Genomic DNA, 21,931 nt, shown 5'->3' on the forward strand with positions numbered 1-21,931 from the left:
TACTTTTAGGGCTACAAATTTGACGCAAATATACGGTACAGTTTTTATAAAATCCTCATAAATAATCATGACACAGGCAAAGACTTTTCAGGCAGAAAAAATAAACACTCATATTGTTAACTGGTTACGCGAATATGCCACAAACGCTAAAGTAAAAGGTTTTGTTGTAGGGATTTCCGGTGGGATTGATTCTGCCTTAACCTCAACACTTTGCGCCCAGACGGGTTTGCCTACTTTATGTGTGGAAATGCCGATTCACCAGCATCCTTCCCAGGTTTCCCGCGGACAGGAACATATTGCACAATTAAAAAAGCGTTTTCCGAACGTTTCCAGCGTAATCGCCGATTTGACTCCTGTTTTTGAAACGTTCAAAGCTGAAGTTCCCGATTCTGAAAACGAAGCCACTTTAAATCTAACATTGGCCAATACCCGAGCGCGTTTACGCATGACGACCTTATACTATTTTGCCGGATTGCATTATGCGCTTGTAGCCGGAACCGGTAATAAAGTAGAAGATTTCGGCGTAGGTTTTTTTACCAAATACGGTGATGGCGGCGTAGATCTCAGCCCGATTGCCGACTTGCTTAAGAGCGAAGTTCGCCTGCTGGCCAAATATCTGAATGTTCCGCAAAGTATTTTAGACGCCAAACCTACAGACGGTCTTTTTACCGATGCCAATTACGAAGACGAACGCAGCGACGAAGACCAATTGGGTGCCAGTTACGATGAACTGGAAATCGCAATGGCAGCAATGGCGGCCGGTAAGACGGAAGACGACTTTTCTGGAAGAGCAAAAGAAGTGTTCAAAATCTATAAAAGGCTGAACGTCATCAACCAACACAAAATGAACCCGATACCGGTTTGTCGTATTCCGGACGAATTGAAATAAATTTCTGATTGTTGATTATCAGTATATTGTATTTTTTTAGTAATTTTACAGACTATTACTATTAAAAATGTATGTGAAATGATTAGAGTGTGTTTAGCAGACAACCACCCCGTAGTACATCAAGGGGTGAAATCCTACTTCAAAGACAGTTCCGCTGTAAATTTTGTAGGAGTGGTTAGTAATTTGGATGACCTGGATGAATTACTAAAAAAGAAAGCAGTAGATGTTGTTGTCTTAGATTTAGAGTTGGAAGGATTAACGAGTATTAATCTGGTAAAATCATTAATCAGAGAATATTCCGATAGTAAGTTTGTGGTTTTTACCAACTTAGGAGAACAAATCTATGCACCAAATGCTTTAAAAGCAGGAGTTTCAGCTTATATTCACAAAAGCTCAAAATTAGAAGATTTAGAAAACGCTATTAAGAAAGTTAACGAAGGGCATGTGGTATTCAGTGAAGCGGTTAAGAAAAACCTGGCCTTACTAAACAAAGGGAAAAAATCCGATCGTTTGTACCGCAAATTATCGTCGAGAGAAATCGAAGTATTACGCTATTTAAGCGACGGAAAGAAAAACAAAGAGATTGCGAAGTTGTTAACCTTAAACGAGAAAACCATCAGTACATACAAGTTGCGATTGTTAACCAAACTCCATGTTACAAACTTGGTTGATTTGGTAAACAAAGCAAAAGCTTTGGAAATCGTTTAACTGTAACGCGACATTACTCTACCTAGTTTAGTCGAAAACGAATTGATTAACTTATAATATTCCATCGCTAAGGCGAGTGTTTCGGAATTATCGGCTTCAGGTTCGGCAGAAAGAGTATTTTTCAGTTCGTTGATAATTTTATCTACTAAAAACCAGCGCAAAGTCAATATTGTTTCGGAAACGTATTGACTTACCGTCTGGTTTTTTTGTTTTACGATGATTTGCTGTGCTTCCCAGTTGTGAAGCAAATCGCGCTCTTCTTCCATCAGAATATTCGTCACTTCCTGAGCCAGATCCGGTTCCAGTCGCATTAAATATTGTTCGAGTTCAAAGGTTTCGTGCTGGTGAAAATAATTAATCAAATCGTTGTAAATCGCCCGAAATGGCGCATTGGCCAGTTCCACCTCATCTTCCTGCAAACTCAGGTAAATGCGCTGGTACACTTTATAGGCATTCATTTCCTTTACCTCGACCGTTTCGCCCTCTTCATTCACTTTTAAAATCAAATCTTCAAATTCTTCTTCCACCGTTCCGTACAACAGTAAAATTTCGATGATTTTGCGCTCCAACTCATACAACACATCAACCTTAGTTGCCATCTCCGGATTGGTTTCCGGTCGGACCACCTCAAACGCTTTTTGTTCGGTTTTCAGTTTTTTCCCGGCTTCATGGATGTCTTTCTGAACGAGCTGCGCCAACGTATTAAACAACACGTCTTCGGAAATATCCATAATCCGGGAACACTCCTGAATGTAAATTTCGCGCTTTATTTTATCCGGGATTTTAGACACGCTGGTTACCATATCGCGAATGAGTTCCGCTTTTTTGATGGGATCGTTTTTGGCTTCCTTCATCAGCAACGACGCTTTGAACTGGATAAAATCCATCGCGTTGTCGCTCAGATACGCGACCAGTTCGTCATGCGAGGTTTTCTTGGCAAAACTGTCCGGATCTTCGCCGTCGGGAAACGTGCAGACTTTGGCGTTCATGCCTTCTTCCAGGATTAAGTCGATTCCACGGATGGACGCGCGCAAACCGGCGGCATCCCCGTCAAAAAGCACCGTAATATTTTTCGTCAGACGATTCACCAGACGAATCTGATCTGGCGTTAAAGCGGTTCCCGAAGACGCTACCACGTTTTCCACTCCGGCCTGATGCAGCTGAATCACATCGGTATAGCCTTCCACCAGAAAACAGTTGTCGAGTTTGGCAATGGCCTGTTTGGCGTGGTAAATCCCATACAGCACTTTACTCTTGTGATAGATGTCGCTTTCCGGGGAATTCAGGTACTTGGCTGCTTTTTTATCGTTGGTGAGAATACGGCCTCCAAATCCTAAAACACGGCCCGACATACTCTGAATCGGGAACATCACACGGCCTTTGAAACGGTCAAACTGTTTGTCTTCCTTTACAATCGTTAACCCCGTTTTTTCCAGATATTCGAGTTTGTATCCTTTGCCGAGCGCTTCCATGGTAAAAGCATCCCAGGTTTCCGGGGAATACCCTAAACCGAATTTTTCGATGGTTTCTTTTGTAAAACCGCGCTCTTTGAAATAAGAATAGCCGATAGCTTTTCCTTCATCGGTATTTAACAAGGTCGAATGAAAATATTTTTGGGCGAATTCCGATACCAGATACATGCTTTCCTTTTCATTGGCTTCGGCTTTGGCATCGTCGCTTATTTCGGTTTCCTCAATTTCGATGTTGTATTTTTTGGCTAAATACCGAATGGCTTCCGGGTACGAAAAATGTTCGTGTTCCATCAGAAACGTCACGGCATTGCCGCCTTTTCCGGAACTGAAATCCTTCCAGATTTGTTTCACCGGCGACACCATAAACGAAGGCGATTTTTCATTCGAGAACGGACTTAATCCTTTCAGATTGCTTCCCGCTCTTTTCAATTGGACAAAATCGCCGATTACCTCCTCGACGCGGGCGGTTTCAAATACGGTTTCTATGGTGTTTTGTGAAATCATTTTTTTTCTGTGGCAACGTTCCAAAGATACAAAGTTCTAAAGTTTAAAAAGAATATCTTGAATTTTTACTGCTGCACCACTAAAACAAAAGACTGCCAGCAGATTTTTCAATCTTTTAATTAAAAAAGGTGCCTCTTTCGATGACACCTTTTAAAAACGTATGTGTAACTAACCCTGATTAATTCAAATCGAAACGGATACCCAAGGAAACATTGTGCTGATCTACCGCATTATTTTCAAACAACGGATTTAAATCGTACTTCAGATACAAACTGGTTTCTTTCCAGCCTACATAAGTACTCAATCCGTAATTCCAGTCGTTTACATTCCAATCGCCTTTTTGCTTTTCCTTAATTTTATAATCGTCTATTTTATAACTTAAAAATTGCTTGGAATTGGTATTATACCCTACAAAACCTCCTACCCCAAAACGGAAACCATTGTGTGATTTATAGTATGTTGTTCCGTCTTTCGTTGTTTTTTTTGAAAAATCGAATTCCAAATGCACCGGCAATGCCAAATATACATTTTTAAAATAACTGTCTTTTTTGCGTAATTCCACCGGATAGGTTTCCATTACGGTTTCTTTTCCATTGTCTACAAAATAACGATTATCGGTAGGTGCAATAATGTTATACATAAACGACAGTCCGTATTTTAAATGTAACGGGCTTGCTTCCTTGCCCAAACGCGTTCTTTTGGTTAAACCCCACTCGAAAAACACAGATCGCATATAACCGAAATCTGAATTAGCAACCGCACCTTTGGTAACGAGATTATTGAATCCGGAAGCCAACACAAATTGTGTTGTTGTTCTCTTTTCTCTTCCCGGCTCGTTCAAATCGTCTCCGGAAATGCTGATGGAAAAGCGGTTTCTCTTTTTGGTTTTGGTAGTGTCATTGATTTTACCCTCCACTTTTTCCTGAACCAGATCATTTAATTTAGCTTGTTCCATCGCCACGCGCTCTTCGATGTTTTTGGAATGCCAGTTGGCAGCCGCAATTTTCTTTTGATCGGCTTCTTCAGAGGTGATTTTCTTGCTCTCTAAGTCCTGATTGATCAGATCGACCTTTTCCTTTAAGGCTTGTTTCTCTTCCTTCGTGATGTTCTCAATGTTCTGAGCGATGACTTTAGCACGCTGCTCAAACGTTTCTTGTGCCACTACTTTGCTCACAAAAAGGCATAAGGATACCGCTACATAAAAAATAATTTTCTGCATGATTAAAAAATTTAACTGTTCGATTTTTGATTGTTATTCGTAATTCCTGTTGGCAACAGCCGTTTTTACCGTTTTAAAGTTTTTCTTGATTTTATCCAAAGTGGTTTCGCGGAATTCCATATTCAGTTCGCCTTCTACCGACGACAACAGCGAATTGGCGTTTACTTTTACCTTTGGTTTCTCTTTAGGCGCTTCGTTTACTGCCAGCATTTTTTCAGGTTCTTGATGGGTGTTTTCGAGGATAACCGGCGGTGTTTCCTGTAAAACAGGCACTTTATCAATTCGCACTTCCTGAAGCGTGCTGTTTGCAACTTTTTGTTTTTTTCTTACTGGTGTGCTGGTGTTCGATTGATGTTCAGCTAACGTTTCAGCATTGTTATGTTTCTCAAAAATTGGTGAACCATCACCATTTACAGGTTCCGATACGGCTTCCGCTTCTTTAATTGCCTTTCCTTCAACCACAACATTGTCGTTACTATTCATCGGAAGGGTTTGATTGCTTCTTTCCTGATGCATAAGCAACAACCCCACTCCTGAAAAAAGCACCATACTTGCCGCCACGTACAGCCATCGGAAATTGCGTTTCGGTCTCTTGTTTTCGGTTACCGAAAGCATCGCATCCAATCTGTCCCAAGCGGCTTCAGAAGGCTGAATTTCTCGCTCATTCAGCTTTTTTCTGAATACTTCTTCCATTTTATTCGGTTCCATAGTCATAATTTTTTTGTTTGTTAATTTGGTCTTGGAGCATTTTCCGGGCGTGCGACAGTTGCGATTTCGATGTTCCTTCGCTGATGCCCAACATTTCAGCAATTTCCTGATGTTTGTAGCCTTCAATCGCATAGAGGTTGAACACCATTCGATAGCCGTCGGGAAGACTGTCAATCAAAAACTGGATGTCTTCCACCGAAAACTGACTTTCTATATTGTTGAAGCGCTCCTCAAAGAAATTTTCATCTTCGGTAAACTTTACCTGCTTCTGAACTCTCAAAAACGAAATGCTTTCGTTGACCATGATTCTTCGGATCCAGCCTTCAAAACTGCCTTTGTGCTCGAAATGCTTCAAATTTGAAAACACTTTCATAAAAGCGGTAATCATAATGTCCTCCGCCTGGTGAACATCTTTAATGTACTGTCGGCACACACTCAACATCTTCGGAGCGAACTGCGCATAAATCTTGTGCTGCGCATGCCGGTTGTTTTCGACTGCCAACTGTATGATTTCTTTTTCGTCCTGATGCAAGTGGATTACTTTCATTCCTTTTTTAAGTTCCAAAATCAGAAAACGGCACTATTAACCGACTTCTATCAGCATAGACGATTGAGATTGTAAAATAGTTGCATGACACATGAAAAAAAAATTAAATTTTTCTTTCAATCACGTAATTCACCATTAAAACAAGGGAATCTTTATAGGGAGAATCGGGGAAGTTTTGGATAAGTTGTAAGGCTTCCTGCTGGAATTGTATCATTTGCTGTTCGGCATAACGCAATCCGTTTTTATCTTTTACGAACTGAATGACTTCGCGAACGCGTTTTTTGTCTTTGTTGTGGTTTTTCACCGAATTGATGACCCAGCTTTTTTCTTTCGGCGAACAGTTGTTCAGCGCATAAATCAATGGCAGTGTCATTTTTTGTTCTTTGATGTCGATTCCGGTCGGTTTTCCAATGGCATCTTCCGTATAATCGAATAAATCGTCTTTAATCTGAAACGCCATTCCTATTAACTCGCCGAATTTACGCATGCGTTCCACCACTTCAAGGTCTTCCGGTTTTACGGCACAGGCGCCCAACGAACAACACGCGGCAATTAAAGTTGCGGTTTTCTGGCGGATGATTTCGTAATACACCTCTTCCGTGATGTCAAGGCGTCGGGCTTTTTCAATCTGGAGTAATTCGCCTTCACTCATTTCCCGAACGGCTACGGAAATAATCTTCAGTAAATCGAAATCGTTATTGTCAATGGAAAGCAATAAACCTTTGGACAGCAGATAATCACCAACCAAAACGGCAATTTTGTTTTTCCACAAAGCATTGATGGAGAAAAAACCGCGGCGTTTGTTGCTGTCGTCCACCACATCGTCGTGTACTAAAGTGGCGGTGTGAATCAGCTCGATTACGGAAGCCCCGCGATAGGTTCGGTCGTTTACCGTTCCGCCGGACACCATTTTGGCCGTTAAGAACACAAACATCGGACGCATCTGTTTCCCTTTGCGGTTAACAATATAATGGGTGATGCGGTTTAAAAGCGCCACTTTGGAAGACATAGCCAGTTGAAACTTCTTTTCGAAAAGTTCCATTTCAAAGGCAATCGGCTCTTTTATTTTTTCCGTGATTTTCATTCGCCTCAAATATAGCGAAATTCTATCAAGAAAAGTATCGAAATTTAGGCTTCTTTGTTGGCCAATTGTCCGCAGGCAGCATCGATATCTTTCCCGCGACTTCTGCGTACTTTCACTACTATATCGTTTCGTTCCAAAGCCATAATGTAATCCTCGATTGCCTTTTGAGACGCTTGTTGGAATTCACCGTCGTCAATCGGGTTGTACTCGATTAAGTTGACTTTACACGGCACGTATTTGCAGAATTTCACCAACGCGTCGATGGATTTTTTATCGTCGTTGATGCCTTTCCAGACTACATATTCATAGGTGACTTTGCTTCTGGTTTTTTTGTACCAGTATTCCAGCGCTTCCCGCAATTCGGTTAACGGAAAGTTTTTGGTGAACGGCATGATGTCGTTGCGGATTTCTTCAATCGCGGAATGCAGGGAAACTGCCAGTTTGAATTTCACCTCATCGTCCGCCATCTTTTTAATCATTTTGGAAATGCCCGAAGTGGACACCGTAATGCGTTTGGGCGACATTCCCAATCCTTCCGGTGACGTGATTTTTTCTATCGCCTTCATCACGTTGGGATAGTTCATCAGCGGTTCGCCCATGCCCATAAACACGATATTGGACAACGGCCGGTCGTAATACAATCGGCTTTCGCTGTCGATAGCGGCTACCTGATCGTAAATTTCGTCCGGGTTCAGGTTGCGCATTCTTTTCAGTCGGGCGGTGGCACAGAAATTACAGTCCAGACTGCAGCCTACCTGACTGGAAACACAAGCCGTAGTTCGGGTTTCGGTCGGAATTAAAACGGATTCGACAATTAAATCGTCGTGCAGGCGAACGGCGTTTTTTACCGTACCGTCCGAGCTGCGTTGCATCGTATCCACTTTAATGTGGTTGATGACGAAATTCGCTTCCAGCATTTCCCGGGTATGTTTGGAAAGGTTGGTCATGTCTTCAAACTTATGCGCGCGCTTGTGCCACAGCCATTCGTACACCTGATTGCCGCGAAAGGCTTTATCGCCGTTGGCTACAAAAAAATCGCGCAACTGTTCTTTGGTTAACGCCCGTATGTCTTTCTTCTCCGTTTGCATGGCGCAAAGTTACTTACATTTTGTGAATTTGATTGTCGGCTTATTTGTAAATTTGTAAAAAATCAGTTTATGCATTTTATATCCGAAGCTTTAGAAGAGTATGTGGCGCTGCATTCCGAAAACGAACCGGAGTTGTTGGCGCGTTTAAATAAAGAAACCCATCAGAAAATATTGCAGCCGAGAATGTTGAGCGGACACTTTCAGGGACGTTTTTTAAGCATGATGTCGAAACTCATCCGTCCGAACACTATTTTGGAAATCGGAACCTATACCGGTTATGCGGCTTTGTGCTTAGCAGAAGGTTTAACCGAAAACGGCACGCTGGACACCATCGACAACAACGAAGAACTGTACGGTTTTCAGCGGAAATATTTTGACGAATCGGCATGGGGAAAACAAATTCATCAGCATTTGGGGAATGCCTTGGAAATTATTCCGACGTTAAATAAAAAATTCGATTTGGTTTTTATCGATGCCGACAAGGAAAACTACATCAACTATTTCAACATGATAGTACCGATGATGAACAAAGGTGGCTTGATTTTGTCCGACAATGTGTTGTGGAGCGGAAAAGTTTTGGAAGAAGTAAAAGCCAACGACAAGAGTACCAAAGTGTTACTGGAATACAACGAAATCCTGAAAAACGATCCGCGCGTAGAAACGGTTTTACTACCAATTCGCGACGGTTTGACGATGAGCCGTGTAATCTAGTTGACAGACTACCGTTAGCCGTAAAATATTAGCCACGAAGCACGAATGTTTCAAAAAAGAATTCGTGCATTCGTGGTTTTTTATTAGTTGATTTATAAACTTTCCGGAAAATATTTCCTTCTGAAAATGTCGTAAAGTTTTGAAAAACCGTAACCGGAAAGCGCTCCGAAAAAGTAACCGGATAAAATATCTCCCGGAAAATGCAGGCCCAGATAAATACGGCTGTACGCAAAAATCAGCGGAAATAGGAACAGCAAAAACGCGTAACGGTAATATTTTCTCAGAATCAGGAAGACAAACATGGTCGAAGCTGTCGAATTCATGGCGTGTCCGGAAAAATAACTGAAAGTGTCACTGCATTTTACAATTCGGATGATATCTTTAATTTCCAAATCATTACAGGGACGCAACCGTTGTACATTGTCTTTAATCAGATTGGTAAACTGATCGGTAAACGTTAACATCACCGCTATCGAAACAACAATCAGCAGCAAATGTTTCCAACCCAGTTTTTTGAAAAGCAAATAAAAAATAAACAGAAAAAAAGGTGTCCAGTGCAGTTGCTTGGTAAGGAACAGCCAAAAGCCGTCGAAAGCTTCAGAGCCCAATCCGTTTAAAAAAACGAAAAGTTCTTTATCGAGTTGAATGATTTTATCCACAGTTACATTTGGCGTTTAATCGGTCCGGTCATGTCTTCGATATCTTCTTTGGCTTTGTCGATTTCTTTGTTGATGTCGGCCGTGAAATCAATCTGATTCATCGGATTTAAATCTTTCAGCTCATCCATCTGGGCACTTTTCTGAATTTCGCTTTTGATATCGTTGGTGGCGTTTTTCAGTTCCGCCATTCCCTTTCCGAGCATACGCGCGATATCCGGAATCTTATCCGATCCGAACAACATTAACGCGACTACAATAATCAGGAAAATTTCCCCGCCTCCTATTCCAAACATGATGGTACTATGGTTATTATTTGCAAGAACGCAAAGTTACAAAGTTTTCGGAATGAAACTGTTATTAAAAACCAAAAAAGACCATCGGGTAAGACGGTCTTTTTGGTTATTGGTTTTGTGAAAGTTCGTCGAATTTCGATTTTGCTTCTTCTTTCGGCCAAACGTTGTTGGTTACATCAATGTCTGCCGTTTCGAGTTTCGGATCCAGTTGGATTTTCTTCAACACTTTATCCGTAGCAAAAACGCGTTTTGCAGTATCGTTGCCTTTTCTCCAGATCTGTACCGGGAAATGGTGGTTTTCTTTGATTCCGTCTTCAAACTGCAACTCCACAATGATTGGCATCATCATGCCGCCCGGTTTGTCGAATTCCACTTCGTAGAAATATTTTGGGGTTTTCAGCTCTTTTTTCTCGTCGGCCGAAAGTCTTGCCATGTATTCGCTTAAAAGTTTTACGTCTTTGATTTCAAGCGGTTTTTTCAGTTCCGGTTTGAAATCTTGCGATAATTCCGACACCATGTACACCATTGGCTGCGCGTCGCTGATTTTTCGTCCTCTGCGGTTAAATTGCTCGGTGACCTGTTTGGTCGGATTTTCGGTTACAAAGTACTGTTTTACTTCTTTGATGCCGATATCCACATAATCGGTGGAATAGAACCAACCTCTCCAGAACCAGTCCAAATCTACTGCCGAAGCATCTTCCATCGTTCTGAAGAAATCTTCCGGCGTCGGATGTTTGAATTTCCAACGCTGCGCATACGTACGGAAGGCATGATCGAACAATTCACGTCCCATGATGGTTTCCCGCAAAATATTCAGTCCGGTGGCCGGTTTTGCATAACCGTTGGCTCCAAAATTATAGATAGTTTCCGAATTCGACATAATCGGTTCCAGATACTTCTGATCGCCACTCATGTAGGGTACAATTTTAGCGGCCGGCCCACGACTGGACGGGAAGTTTTTGTCCCAGCTTTGTTCGGTTAAATATTCTAAAAATGTGTTCAGTCCTTCGTCCATCCAGGTCCATTGACGCTCGTCGGAATTGACAATCATCGGGAAAAAGTTGTGTCCCACTTCGTGGATGATTACGCCCATCATCCCGTATTTGACGCGGTCACTTATATAGCCGTTTTCATCCGGACGCCCGTAATTCCAGCAAATCATCGGATATTCCATCCCCTGATCTTCGGCTGAAATGGAAACCGCCTTCGGATAAGGGTAATCAAAAGTGTATTTTGAATAGGTTTTTAACGTATGCGCCACCACTCGGGTTGAATATTCGCCCCACAACGGATTGGCTTCCGGCGGATAACACGAAATTGCCATCACGGACTTCCCGTTTTCCAGTTTCACGGCCATCGCATCGTAAATAAATTTTCTCGAAGTGGAAAATCCGAAATCGCGCACGTTTGTTGCCTTAAATTTCCAGGTTTTTTTCTTATCGGAAAACCCTTTGGAAGCAGCTTCGGCTTCGGCCTGTGTTACCACCACAACCGGTTTGTCATACGTTGATTCGGCCAATTGGTAGCGTTTAACCTGCTCTGCGGTAAACACTTCGCTTCGGTTTTGCAACACTCCGGTGCCTTCCATGATGTGGTCGGCCGGAACGGTAATGTTTACTTCAAAATTCCCAAACGGCAACGCAAACTCTCCGGAACCCCAGAACTGCATGTTTTGCCAACCTTCCACATCGTTGTATACCGCCATTCGCGGATAAAACTGCGCAATTACGTACAAATTATTGCCGTCTTTATCGAAATGCTCGTATCCGGAACGGCCGCCGTCTACCATATAATTATTGATGTTGTACCACCATTTGATGGAAAACGATACTTTTTCCCCTTTTTTCAGCGGAGTATCCAGATCGATGCGCATCATGGTTTGGTTGATGGTATACTTCATCGGATTGCCTTTGGCATCTTTAACGTATTCGATGTTGAAACCACCGTCAAAGGAAGGTTCCATGAATTTTTTTACGAAGCCTCCCGTACTCATTGCCGGATCCATGCGCTCGTTTTGCACCAATTCGGCCTGACCCCCGCGTTTTTTCTGGTTCTGATCCAACTGTACCCACAAATAGGTTAACGTTTCCGGAGCGTTGTTGTAATAAGTAATGGTTTCTTTTCCGTAAAGACGGGTGCCTCGGTCGTCCAGTTCCACATCGATTTTATAATCGGCCTGCTGCTGATAATACGCCGGGCCCGGTGCTCCCGAAGCTGTACGATACGAATTCGGAGTGGCCATTTCACGGTACATCTGACTGAATTTATTCGTGTCGTAATGGCCCGGTTCACGCTTTTTCTCTGTGGTTTTTGTATCCTGAGCCAAAGCCATAAAAGGTACAGCCAGGGCAACTAACGAAAAAACGGATGCAAATTTTTTCATATCTTTTTTGATTTGGTTGTTCTAAAATTCAATTTCTCCTTCCGGTTCACTATGAGTCAACAAAAGGGTCTTTTTGTTACCGTTTACATTAAAATGCACAATATTTTGTTGCTCCTCGTAGGTTTCCATTAAAACAGCATTGTATAAGGCTATGTTGTTTATCTTCTCCGGAACTGAAGCGGTCAGATAACAAATCAGCACATTGTCTTCGGTTTCTCTCCCCAGAAATTTTAACGTTTTGGCAGTAGCATTAACCCGAAGCACAAATTTTTCACTCAGGTATTCTCTGACGAAATCATCGGTTTCGGAAATTTCTTTAGGAGTGGCAAGATAAATTCGCTTTTGATATTTATGTTCCAGTGCCTTTTCCAGATCATCGATAAAAATGCGTGCCGTGATTTGAATTTCCTTCTTCTTCGGCACATAATTTACCTGATAGATACCCACATAAAATTTATGCACCGCAAAAGAGCAAAGCATCACAATAAGAAAAACAGGTAAAAAACGTCTAACAAGCAACTTCATGCGCCAAATGTAATAAAAGAAATAATTTATTGATTTTTTTTAAGATATTCTTCACTCTTTTTTAGCAGATAATCAATAAGTTCAAATTCTTTTTTAGGATTCAGCAAGGCGCGGTTTGCTGCGGAACCGTCATCACAATAGGCGAGAAACAAATCGATTTGTTCGGGTTTCAGCTTTAAGGTTTCTGTAAAAAAACTTTCGGAAAACTTTTCTTTTACCGCATCCGAAAAGATTTTGTCGGTGATGAATTCGATTTTTCTCGACTTGGGTTTTGGTTTGAAAACAGCTTGATATAACAATGATCCCAAATATTTCAAATCGATACCGGTTAATGAACTTTCCGTTGTGGGCAAAACACTTTTCATACCTTCCTTAACCGCGCTATATTTTACTTGAGGCGCAGACAACCCCGCAACAGCCGCTTTCACGTTTATATCAATAGTTTTTACTTTGAGTTTTTTCGTATCGGTTTCCAGATTCCCCGTTAAGGTATACGGTCGGACAATAATTTCGTCCAAAACATTGATTTTTACACTAAGGCGTATCGTCAAATCTTCATCGGCAAGATGGGTATGGCTAACAATCAAATGAGAAGAATGAAAATTAATCCCGCTGAAAACCAATGTATCTTTTTCTTTGGCCATCAAACGAAAATCCCCTTTAACATCGGTCATCGTTACTATACCGGCCGTTTTGTTGGTTACCGAAACATTTGCCACTTCTAAAGAATCGGCCACAATTTTACCTTTTAAAAGAGAGCGGTCTACTTGTGCCAACGTAAAAAAAGGGACCATTACCAGTAGCAACAGTTGTATTTTATTTCGCATCGGTTATCATCTTGTTGTATGTTTCGGCCAAACCACCCAACAAAAACGTAGTCAGGGTTTTATTCTTGTCTTTCACGGCTTTGGCTACTTTCGGATTTTCCGAAGCGAATACCACAAATCCGTCTATATAGTCTTCGGGGATTTTAAATTCGGTCATCAGATAGTCCGCATCGAACATATTACCCAGACGCTCTTGTATCATTTTGTTGCGCTCGGCGGCGATTTCCTTTTTCAGCATGGCATTTCTGCCCGATATGGTATTAATGATAGCATCCACCGACACTAAACCCGAACCTGTATTGGCCGTATAATACCGACGCTCTGCCGGCGTGAAGGGTTTTACTTTATACGGAATAATCCCAAGGCTTACAGCATCAATGTTGCTTTTTTCCACAACAACTTCCTTAATTTCGGTAACTTTCAATTCCAGGCGAACGGGAAACGGCAGGTAGTCAAAATCTTCCTTTTCCACCACAATTTTCCGCGTTTTTAACTGAACCGACGTAAAAAGCAACGTATCTCCTGCTTTCGCATAAATGGAAAACTGACCGTCTGAAGCCGTAAACACTTCTTTGTGCGTCGTGAGATTTCCAACGGTAATTCCTCCGAGATCTTTGGTATCGGCAATCACCTTCCCTTTCAAAATTTTAGGGTTTTGAGACCAGGCTGCGGAAAAAACCAACAGCAAAAGAAAAAGTAATTTTTGCTTCATGCGTCTTGATTAGTGTTGATGCGGTAAAACTATCTGACATTCCTCACAAAATAGTCCTAATAGCTTTGTAATTTTTTGTTAAATTAAAATTGCATTACCTTTGAAGTATCGAAACACAACCTATGAAAAAAATCATTATTGCCAGCACTTCTACCCTGCACGGCGGCAGTTATCTGGATTACCTTCTGCCTGCTTTATCGGTACATTTTAACCATGTAAAGAAATTACTTTTCATTCCTTTTGCCCGTCCGAGCGGCATTACCCACGACGAATATACCCGTAAAGTTAGTGAAGCTTTTGCACAAATCGGGATTACGGTACAGGGAATTCACGAGTCTGACAATCCGATTGAGGCGCTCGAAAACGCAGAAGCCATTTTTACCGGCGGCGGCAATACCTTTCTTTTGGTTTCGCAATTGTACAAAACCGGTCTTATGGAAACCCTGGAAAAAGTAGTAAAAAACGGCACGCCTTATCTGGGAACTTCTGCCGGAAGTAACATCTGTGGCTTAACGATGGGTACCACGAACGATATGCCGATTGTGTACCCGCCGAGTTTCAACACTCTTGGTTTCGTTCCGTTCAACATCAACCCGCATTATCTGGACCCGATAGAAGGTTCGACGCATATGGGCGAAACCCGGGAAACCCGTATTAACGAATTCCACCATTTTAATCCGCAACCGGTTTTGGGCTTGCGCGAAGGCAGCTGGCTGGAAGTTTCGGGAAATAAAATCACGCTGAAAGGCAACCTGCCCGCGCGACTGTTCCGCAAAAACCAGGCCCCCGTTGAACTGGAACCGGAAACTGATTTATCCGATTTAAACTAAATCCTCCTTCATCATAACCCATTTATTTACAAAATAATAAGAAAATATTCTTACATTTGTAAAAAGCAGTCGGTTATGAAAATGCGCATTGAAGCCATACAAATTGCCGAAGCTTTCAATATGAAAAAGTTTCGGGCTGAATTCCGTACCGAGGTATTTTCCGGAAGCACCTCTGAGGCCTTCTATGTATTTCCGGAACATGACCGTTTTTTGTATCTTTTCGATTATGGTGTGGTGGTTTTTGCCAATTACGATGCCGTAGCGAAAAGCGAGTTTCTCAACTTCCTCAAACCGTATGCTTTAAATCCCGTTTTTTTAGATTTAACCGAAGAATACCAGATTGAAACGGATGCCGGTTATCCCAAAACCATGGTGAAAAACGACCGGGTAGTCGTTCCGAAAACCGATGCTGACACCCTGCGGATTGTCATGTTAAATACCGGACAGTCAGTGGCTTTGGAATATTACGAAAAGCTTACGGACGAACTGATTACCTCCTCAAAACACTACATATTAAAATTGGAAAGACGCGGCAAACTGAACATCTCCAAAAAAGAACTGCTGAAATACATCGGAAAAGTACTGAATGTTAAAAACAGTATCGTCGACAACCTGTATATTTTAGACGACCCGAATCTGGTTTGGGATAACGAAGAGTTGAATTTACTGAACAAAAACCTGAAAGCCAATTTCGACATCATTCCACGGTTTAAGGATTTGGATTACCGCTTACAGATTGTGGAAGACAACTTGACACTGTTCACGGATGTATTGAATGTTCGGGAAAGTGCCCGCCTGGAATGGATTATCATCATCCTGATTGCTTTTGAAATTGTACTGACACTCTTTTCACATTAATTCCAAAACGTCATAAAACAAAAAAACCACACTTTTCAGTGTGGTTTTGCTCTTTTGGAGCGGAAGACGAGGGTCGAACTCGCGACATTCAGCTTGGAAGGCTGACGCTCTACCAACTGAGCTACTTCCGCCTATTGATGCTTTTTAAAACTTCATCGGGTTTTTCCAAGAGCGGAAGACGAGGGTCGAACTCGCGACATTCAGCTTGGAAGGCTGACGCTCTACCAACTGAGCTACTTCCGCATTTTCAATCACCAACGCTAAACAAAGAGTTGAATGATTTCGTATTTGTGGGTGCAAATATAAAAAAATATTTTTGTTTCAAGCAAATTTTATCGCGAAAAAAATATTTCGTTTTCGAAAGCAACTTTTAGGAAATTTTAGCATCTATAGTAATAATTAATTCAGCATTAATTCGTTACCAATTTGTTAACCGCTTTCAGCACTAAAGAAAAAAATATGATTTTTATCCATCAGATTGAAGCAGAAGAAACATTTTCGGTACGACAACCTGTGCTTCGTCCCGGAAAACCCATCGAGAGTTGTCATTTCGAGGGCGACAATTTAGGAACCACCGCCCATTTTGGCCTATACGAACACGACGATCTGATTGGCGTAGTTTCGGTGTACAAGGTCAATCATCCCATTTCGTCCAAAAAAGAGCAATATCAGATTCGGGGCATGGCAGTATTGCAGGAATTCCAGCGAAGAGGCGTCGGAGAACAATTGGTAAAAAAAGTGGAACATCATGTGAAAGAGCAAAAAGGCGAACTTATCTGGTTCAATGCCAGAGAGAAAGCCGTTCCTTTTTATCAAAAATTAGATTACAAAATTAAGGGTGAGCCTTTTGAGATACCAGAAATCGGCACGCATTTTGTGATGCTGAAGTGCATCTAAATGTTAAAATAGTAAAACGTCGGTTGCAATTTTTGTAACTTACAGTGTGAAAAACAAATGATTATGTCGTATAAATACCTCTTTTTAGTTCTCCCGATTTTCATCATCAGCTGCAAAAAAGAGGCGGTATTGGCGAACAATACACAAAAAGATACTGTCAAAGTTGTGCCGCTTTCTTCACCGGAAGCCATCGCTTTTGACAGTCTTGCCCTTAAAGACAAACCCAAACGCATTAAGGAATTTTACCAAAACAACCTTTTCAAAACGGTTTGGACCAAAGAAGAGGACCGGAAAAAGCTCATCGCCCTTATAAAAAGTACCGAAGCCGAAGGACTTGACCCCGACGATTACAACCTGAAAACGCTTGAGAAAAAAGAAAAATCAAGGCTTACTTTAACCGAAAAAGAGGTTGTAGCCACAGATATTCTTCTTACCGAATCCTTTCAGCGTCTAGCCAATCATCTTTACAACGGAAAAGTGGATCCGACCCAGCTCTACAAAGACTGGGACATGTATCCTAAAGAACTGAAAGCTATCGACTTACTTCAGGAAGCGCTTCGGAACCATACAGTGGAAGAAACGCTGGACACCTTAAAACCCAAACACATTGTTTACAAGCAACTAATAAAGAGCCTAAAAAAAATCAACTCCTATCCGAACGACAACATCGGCGTCATTCGGGTTGCGGACAAAATCAAGCCGAACGACACCACCGAAACCATCAAAACCGTTAAGGAACGCTTGGCTTATTGGGGCGATTATCAGAAACCGGACAGCTTAACGGCGGTTTACGACCAGAAAACCGTGGAAGCCGTAAAACGCTTTCAGGAAAGACATGGTTTGGCAACAGATGGGGTTATCGGAAAAGGCACCGCTGCCGCCATGAACATCACCAAAAATCAGCGAAAGCAACAAATTTTAGCCAATCTGGAACGTTGGCGATGGTATCCGAGAGATTTGGGCAACGATTATGTGATTGTAAACATTCCCGATTTCAGGCTGTACGTGGTAAAAGACCAAGACACCATCCGCACGCACAAAGTTGTGGTGGGAAGAGAAAAACGACGAACTCCGGTGCTGTCTTCCAAGTTCAGCAATCTGGTGATTAACCCAACCTGGACGGTTCCGCCTACCATCATTAAAGAAGATTTAGGACCAAGTGCCGCACGAAACCGCGGTTATTTTGCCGCAACCGGCATTACCATTTACAACATGCGCGGCGAAGTGGTCGATCCTTACAGCTGGAATGCAGACAAACCTAACAATTACCGCTACGTGCAAAAACCAGGAAGCAACAATTCTTTGGGGCTGGTTAAATTCAATTTCCCGAACGGTCATCTGGTTTACCTGCACGACACCAACCACAGAGAGCTGTTTGCCCTGAACGGCCGTGCTTTGAGTTCGGGCTGTATCCGCGTGGAAAATCCGTTGGAATTGGCTTATTATATTCTGGAAACCGATGAAAACATCATGGATCAAAAACGGGTGGAAAAACTTATTGAAAGCAAAAAAACTTCAGGAATACCACTAAAAAAACCCATCTTTATTCATCAGTGGTACTGGACCGCCTGGATGGATAAAAACGGGCTTCTGGAATTTCGGGATGATATATACAACCTCGATTTCGATTTGTATGAAAAATTACGAAACTAACTTCGATTGTTTTTCATAGTTTCGGGACGGATGATAAATAAACAAACACGATTTGTCTTTAATCATTTCGATGATTTCTTTGTGAAGTGCATACGGTACTGCCGGACAACCTTGGCTTCTGCCTAATCTTCCCTGTTGCTTGATGATGCTTTCGTCAGCATAATCCGCTCCGTGCATTACTACAGCTCTGTTTCTGGCGTTGTTGTTGATACCATACTCCAAACCGTCTAATTTTAACGACAGACCGTGTTTTCCGTTATAGGTTTCCCCAGTTGCGTAAAACCCTAAACTGCTTTTATAAGAGTTGGCTTCATTGGAAAAAGACATGGCGAACTCCTCACCGCTGTTTCTTCCGTGTGACACTACCGATTGCAATAAAACGGTATTGGTAGCCATATCGATAACCCACAGTCTCTTTTTGGTTGACGAAAGACTGAAGTCTATAATGGTCAGGATATCTTTTTGGATAATTCCCTGTTCTTTCAGTTGAAAATACCCTTCCAACGCCTTGGAAAAAGCTTCCATTTTCGGCATCTGAAACGCATTTACATTTAAACTGCTGTACAGGTTTTTAACTTTTAACTCTAGTGAAGCCTTTGCATTTGCAGCCAATAACTTCGGATCGTTGTTCTCTTTTACTGTGGTGGGTTTGAACGATAAAAGAAACAAAAATAAAATTGGCAATACTCTGTAAATCATTGATAATCTAGTTGTTATGTTTTGGTTAAGTCGATTCAAAAATATATAAATAATTTAAACCGCCAAATTTTTTTTGCACTTTATCGGTAATATTTAACATTTCACCGACTGATTTTTATGCCTTTAGTTAAACATTTCTTAATATCCGTAAGGGTTTCAACAATTATTTATCTTTGACATGTCAATCATCAATTCAATCAAAAAAATGAACAGACTTGCCCTGTTTGCCTTAACCCTTGGTTCTTCACTTGTGAGTTTAGCCCAAACAAACCATAATGACACGATGCCTCTAATCAAGGCAAAGAAAAAAATTACCGCTCTAAAAACACAGACCAACATTAGCATCGACGGAAAATTATCAGAGCCTGAATGGCAAACTGCCCAAACGGCCACCGATTTTATCATGTTCGAACCCGATAACGGCCAACCGCTCGCACACGAAAAACGCACGGAAGTTAAAGTGCTGTACGACAACGAAGGCATTTACATCGGGGCTACAATGTACGATGATCCGGCTAAAATCTTAAAAGAAATTACGGAACGCGACAATTTCGGGACATCCGATTTCTTCGGGATTTTCATTAACGGTTATAACGACGGACAGCAGGATTTCCGCTTTTTCGTAAGTACCGCCGGAACCCAAATGGACGCTTTGGCCACCGAAGGCAACGAAGATTATTCCTGGGACGGAATCTGGAACAGCGGGGTTTCGATAACTGATTTCGGCTGGATCGCGGAAATGAAAATTCCTTACGCTGCCTTGCGCTTTGCCGAAAAAGAAGAACAGGTCTGGGGCGTAAATTTCTTCCGGGAAATCAGACGGGACCGTCAGAAATTCACCTGGAACCACATCGACAACAAAATCGGAACGATTATTCAGCAGGCAGGCATACTCGATGGCATTCAAAACATTCAGCCGCCTACCCGACTCTTTTTCATCCCGTATTCCTCGTACTATCTAAACACCAACAAAACAGGAACCGACAACACTTTTAAAGCCGGTATGGATTTAAAATACGGCATTAACGACTCGTTTACTTTAGATGCGATTTTGGTTCCGGATTTCGGACAAACCACGTTTGACAATGTCGTTTTAAACTTAGGACCTTTCGAACAGCAATTCAACGAAAACCGCCCTTTTTTCACTGAAGGAACTGATTTGTTCAACAAAGGAAATCTGTTCTACTCCCGAAGAATCGGAGCCGCACCCTCGACTTATCCGGCCACTACCGCCGATGAGGAAGTTTTGGATTATCCCGCCACCGTCAACCTGATAAATGCTCTTAAGGTTTCCGGCCGAAACGCGAAAGGACTCGGAATTGGCGTTTTAAATGCCGTGACCGAAAAAACAGACGTAACCATCCGGAACAAAACCACCGGAGAAACCCGCTCCGAAACCGTAGAACCTTTAACCAATTACAACGTATTGGTACTCGATCAGCGTTTTCGGAAGAATTCCTCTTTTACTTTTGTCAACACCAATGTGATGCGAAACGGCGATTTTCGGGATGCCAACGTTTCGGCTTTCCTGTTTGACCTGAATACAAGAGCGAATACCTATAAACTGTCGGGAAATTTCAAATTCAGCCATGTTAACGAAATCACGGAAAACCTTAACGGATACACCGGCTATCTGAATTTCAGCAAAATCAGCGGAAAATACCGTTTTAACGTGAACAGCACCTATGTTTCCAACAAATACGACATCAACGACATGGGCATTCTGTTCATCAACAATTATCACAATGTCTATGCAAATGCAAATTACCGTATTCTGAATCCGAACAAAACGTTCAACAGCTTTAACATCAACACCAATTATTACGCTGAATTCCACAATACCACCGGGCGCGCACAGGAAGCCTATATGAGTGTAAACATCAATACCACGAACAAAAAAAATCATTATATCGGCGGCGGTCTTCAGGTAAATCCATTTGAAACCTACGATTTTTACCAGCCGAGACAGGAAGGCCGTTTTTCGTACAACCCACAAATTTACAGCGGTTGGTTTGACATTTCCACCAACTACAACAATCCGTTTGCACTGGATACCGGCGTTTGGTACGATCGGTTCAATCAGGATATCCGTCACAACATCGGCTTTTATTTCAGCCCGCGTTATCGCTTCAGCAATCAGTTTTCGCTCATTTATTACCTGCAGCACATTCGCCAGAATGCCGACAAAGGCTGGGTGGATTACGACAGCGTTAACGACGATATCGTGTATTCCAACCGCGATCGGAACACCATCGAAAATACGCTTACCGGAAAATTTTCCCTTAACCACAAAATGACGTTCAATTTAAGAGCCCGTTATTATTGGTCGTATACCGAAAACCTTAACTTCCTGACTTTAAAAGACGACGGTCATTTTGAAAACAACAACACCTACACGCAAAATCAGAACAACAATTTTAAAATCTGGAATTTTGATTTGTCCTATTCGTGGTGGTTCGCTCCGGGAAGCCAGGTTTCCGTTTTGTACCGCAACAATGCTTCGCATTTTGAGCGCAGGGTAAACAAAAACATCGTAGACAATCTGGATCATACCCTAAACAACAACCTGAACCATATTTTTTCCGTAAGCGTTCGTTATTACATAGACTACAATCAGGCAAAGAGCTGGGTTAAAAAAGTTTAAAACAAATTTCAGGCTCCCGTC

Annotated in this window: 21 protein-coding genes and 2 tRNA genes; 8 read left to right on the forward strand and 15 right to left on the reverse strand. The window is 41.9% G+C overall.

Annotated elements, in window-relative coordinates; all coding sequences use genetic code 11:
• The first annotated feature begins 67 nt into the window (after positions 1 to 67).
• Positions 68 to 889, forward strand: coding sequence for an NAD(+) synthase (nadE, locus tag G498_RS0101800; RefSeq protein ID WP_026979567.1), 822 nt, complete (start codon positions 68 to 70; stop codon positions 887 to 889).
• 78 nt (positions 890 to 967) lie between these two features.
• Positions 968 to 1,597, forward strand: a complete 630-nt coding sequence (locus G498_RS0101805; protein ID WP_026979568.1) for a response regulator transcription factor — start codon at positions 968 to 970, stop codon at positions 1,595 to 1,597.
• Here G498_RS0101805 and dnaG read toward each other — a convergent pair.
• From dnaG to rlmN, 6 genes are all read right to left on the reverse strand, one after another.
• Positions 1,594 to 3,573, reverse strand: coding sequence for a DNA primase (gene dnaG / locus G498_RS0101810; RefSeq protein WP_026979569.1), 1,980 nt, complete (start codon positions 3,571 to 3,573; stop codon positions 1,594 to 1,596). The two genes, G498_RS0101805 and dnaG, sit on opposite strands and share 4 nt — an antisense overlap.
• A 178-nt stretch (positions 3,574 to 3,751) precedes the next feature.
• On the reverse strand, positions 3,752 to 4,792 hold the full coding sequence (locus tag G498_RS0101815) for a porin family protein (RefSeq protein ID WP_026979570.1): 1,041 nt from the start codon (positions 4,790 to 4,792) through the stop codon (positions 3,752 to 3,754).
• A 33-nt stretch (positions 4,793 to 4,825) separates the two neighbouring features.
• Positions 4,826 to 5,500, reverse strand: a complete 675-nt coding sequence (locus G498_RS0101820; RefSeq protein WP_026979571.1) for a hypothetical protein — start codon at positions 5,498 to 5,500, stop codon at positions 4,826 to 4,828.
• Positions 5,487 to 6,047, reverse strand: a complete 561-nt coding sequence (locus G498_RS0101825) for an RNA polymerase sigma factor (RefSeq protein ID WP_026979572.1) — start codon at positions 6,045 to 6,047, stop codon at positions 5,487 to 5,489. The genes G498_RS0101820 and G498_RS0101825 overlap by 14 nt, the downstream gene beginning before the upstream one ends.
• A 103-nt stretch (positions 6,048 to 6,150) precedes the next feature.
• Positions 6,151 to 7,131, reverse strand: a complete 981-nt coding sequence (locus G498_RS0101830; protein ID WP_026979573.1) for a polyprenyl synthetase family protein — start codon at positions 7,129 to 7,131, stop codon at positions 6,151 to 6,153.
• 44 nt (positions 7,132 to 7,175) lie between these two features.
• Positions 7,176 to 8,219 carry a 23S rRNA (adenine(2503)-C(2))-methyltransferase RlmN gene (rlmN, locus tag G498_RS0101835; RefSeq protein WP_026979574.1) on the reverse strand — a complete coding sequence of 348 codons (1,044 nt, stop codon included), beginning with the start codon at positions 8,217 to 8,219 and terminating at the stop codon, positions 7,176 to 7,178.
• A gap of 69 nt (positions 8,220 to 8,288) precedes the next feature.
• Here rlmN and G498_RS0101840 point away from each other — a divergent pair, with 69 nt between their 5' ends.
• The gene (locus G498_RS0101840; protein ID WP_026979575.1) at positions 8,289 to 8,930 is read left to right on the forward strand and encodes an O-methyltransferase; all 642 of its coding nucleotides are present in this window, start codon (positions 8,289 to 8,291) and stop codon (positions 8,928 to 8,930) included.
• Positions 8,931 to 9,022: 92 nt separating this feature from the next.
• Here the strand turns inward: G498_RS0101840 and G498_RS0101845 are convergent, their stop codons facing one another.
• The 6 genes from G498_RS0101845 to G498_RS0101875 all read right to left on the reverse strand — a co-directional run bounded on the left by G498_RS0101845 (position 9,023) and on the right by G498_RS0101875 (position 14,329).
• Positions 9,023 to 9,589 (reverse strand): phosphatase PAP2 family protein, encoded by a 567-nt coding sequence (locus tag G498_RS0101845; RefSeq protein WP_026979576.1) that lies wholly within the window; start codon positions 9,587 to 9,589, stop codon positions 9,023 to 9,025.
• A 2-nt stretch (positions 9,590 to 9,591) separates the two neighbouring features.
• The gene (locus G498_RS0101850; protein ID WP_026979577.1) at positions 9,592 to 9,882 is read right to left on the reverse strand and encodes a twin-arginine translocase TatA/TatE family subunit; all 291 of its coding nucleotides are present in this window, start codon (positions 9,880 to 9,882) and stop codon (positions 9,592 to 9,594) included.
• A gap of 106 nt (positions 9,883 to 9,988) precedes the next feature.
• Complete coding sequence (locus tag G498_RS0101860) at positions 9,989 to 12,265, reverse strand: M1 family metallopeptidase (protein ID WP_026979578.1); 2,277 nt, start codon at positions 12,263 to 12,265, stop codon at positions 9,989 to 9,991.
• Between the two features lie 21 nt (positions 12,266 to 12,286).
• Positions 12,287 to 12,790 (reverse strand): DUF6702 family protein, encoded by a 504-nt coding sequence (locus G498_RS0101865; protein ID WP_026979579.1) that lies wholly within the window; start codon positions 12,788 to 12,790, stop codon positions 12,287 to 12,289.
• Positions 12,791 to 12,816: 26 nt separating this feature from the next.
• The gene (locus tag G498_RS0101870) at positions 12,817 to 13,617 is read right to left on the reverse strand and encodes a carboxypeptidase-like regulatory domain-containing protein (protein WP_026979580.1); all 801 of its coding nucleotides are present in this window, start codon (positions 13,615 to 13,617) and stop codon (positions 12,817 to 12,819) included.
• Positions 13,607 to 14,329: a hypothetical protein gene (locus tag G498_RS0101875; RefSeq protein WP_026979581.1), complete on the reverse strand. Its 723-nt coding sequence runs from the start codon at positions 14,327 to 14,329 to the stop codon at positions 13,607 to 13,609. Before G498_RS0101875 ends, G498_RS0101870 begins: the two co-directional genes overlap by 11 nt.
• 122 nt (positions 14,330 to 14,451) lie before the next feature.
• Between G498_RS0101875 and pepE the strand changes: the two genes are divergently transcribed.
• Together pepE and G498_RS15290 are read left to right on the forward strand one after the other, a co-directional pair.
• Positions 14,452 to 15,159: a dipeptidase PepE gene (gene pepE, locus G498_RS0101880; RefSeq protein WP_026979582.1), complete on the forward strand. Its 708-nt coding sequence runs from the start codon at positions 14,452 to 14,454 to the stop codon at positions 15,157 to 15,159.
• Positions 15,160 to 15,234: 75 nt separating this feature from the next.
• Positions 15,235 to 16,017 (forward strand): RMD1 family protein, encoded by a 783-nt coding sequence (locus G498_RS15290; RefSeq protein ID WP_026979583.1) that lies wholly within the window; start codon positions 15,235 to 15,237, stop codon positions 16,015 to 16,017.
• A gap of 55 nt (positions 16,018 to 16,072) precedes the next feature.
• Here the strand turns inward: G498_RS15290 and G498_RS0101890 are convergent.
• Positions 16,073 to 16,148, reverse strand: a tRNA-Gly gene (locus G498_RS0101890).
• Between the two features lie 39 nt (positions 16,149 to 16,187).
• Positions 16,188 to 16,260: transfer RNA gene (locus tag G498_RS0101895), tRNA-Gly, on the reverse strand.
• Between the two features lie 216 nt (positions 16,261 to 16,476).
• Here G498_RS0101895 and G498_RS0101900 point away from each other — a divergent pair.
• Together G498_RS0101900 and G498_RS0101905 are read left to right on the forward strand one after the other, a co-directional pair.
• Complete coding sequence (locus G498_RS0101900; RefSeq protein WP_026979584.1) at positions 16,477 to 16,914, forward strand: GNAT family N-acetyltransferase; 438 nt, start codon at positions 16,477 to 16,479, stop codon at positions 16,912 to 16,914.
• Positions 16,915 to 16,977: 63 nt separating this feature from the next.
• Positions 16,978 to 18,567, forward strand: coding sequence for a L,D-transpeptidase family protein (locus G498_RS0101905; RefSeq protein WP_026979585.1), 1,590 nt, complete (start codon positions 16,978 to 16,980; stop codon positions 18,565 to 18,567).
• On the opposite strand, the gene G498_RS0101910 is transcribed toward G498_RS0101905, so the two are convergent.
• Entirely contained in the window at positions 18,556 to 19,266 is a 711-nt protein-coding gene (locus G498_RS0101910) for a murein L,D-transpeptidase catalytic domain family protein (protein ID WP_026979586.1), read from the reverse strand. The genes G498_RS0101905 and G498_RS0101910 overlap by 12 nt on opposite strands.
• Before the next feature lie 205 nt (positions 19,267 to 19,471).
• Here G498_RS0101910 and G498_RS0101915 point away from each other — a divergent pair, with 205 nt between their 5' ends.
• Positions 19,472 to 21,910 (forward strand): DUF5916 domain-containing protein, encoded by a 2,439-nt coding sequence (locus tag G498_RS0101915; RefSeq protein WP_026979587.1) that lies wholly within the window; start codon positions 19,472 to 19,474, stop codon positions 21,908 to 21,910.
• The last annotated feature ends 21 nt before the right edge of the window (positions 21,911 to 21,931 follow it).

Origin of the sequence: Flavobacterium suncheonense GH29-5 = DSM 17707 (assembly GCF_000430025.1) — a bacterium.
In the GTDB taxonomy this organism is placed as follows: Bacteria; Bacteroidota; Bacteroidia; order Flavobacteriales; family Flavobacteriaceae; genus Flavobacterium; species Flavobacterium suncheonense.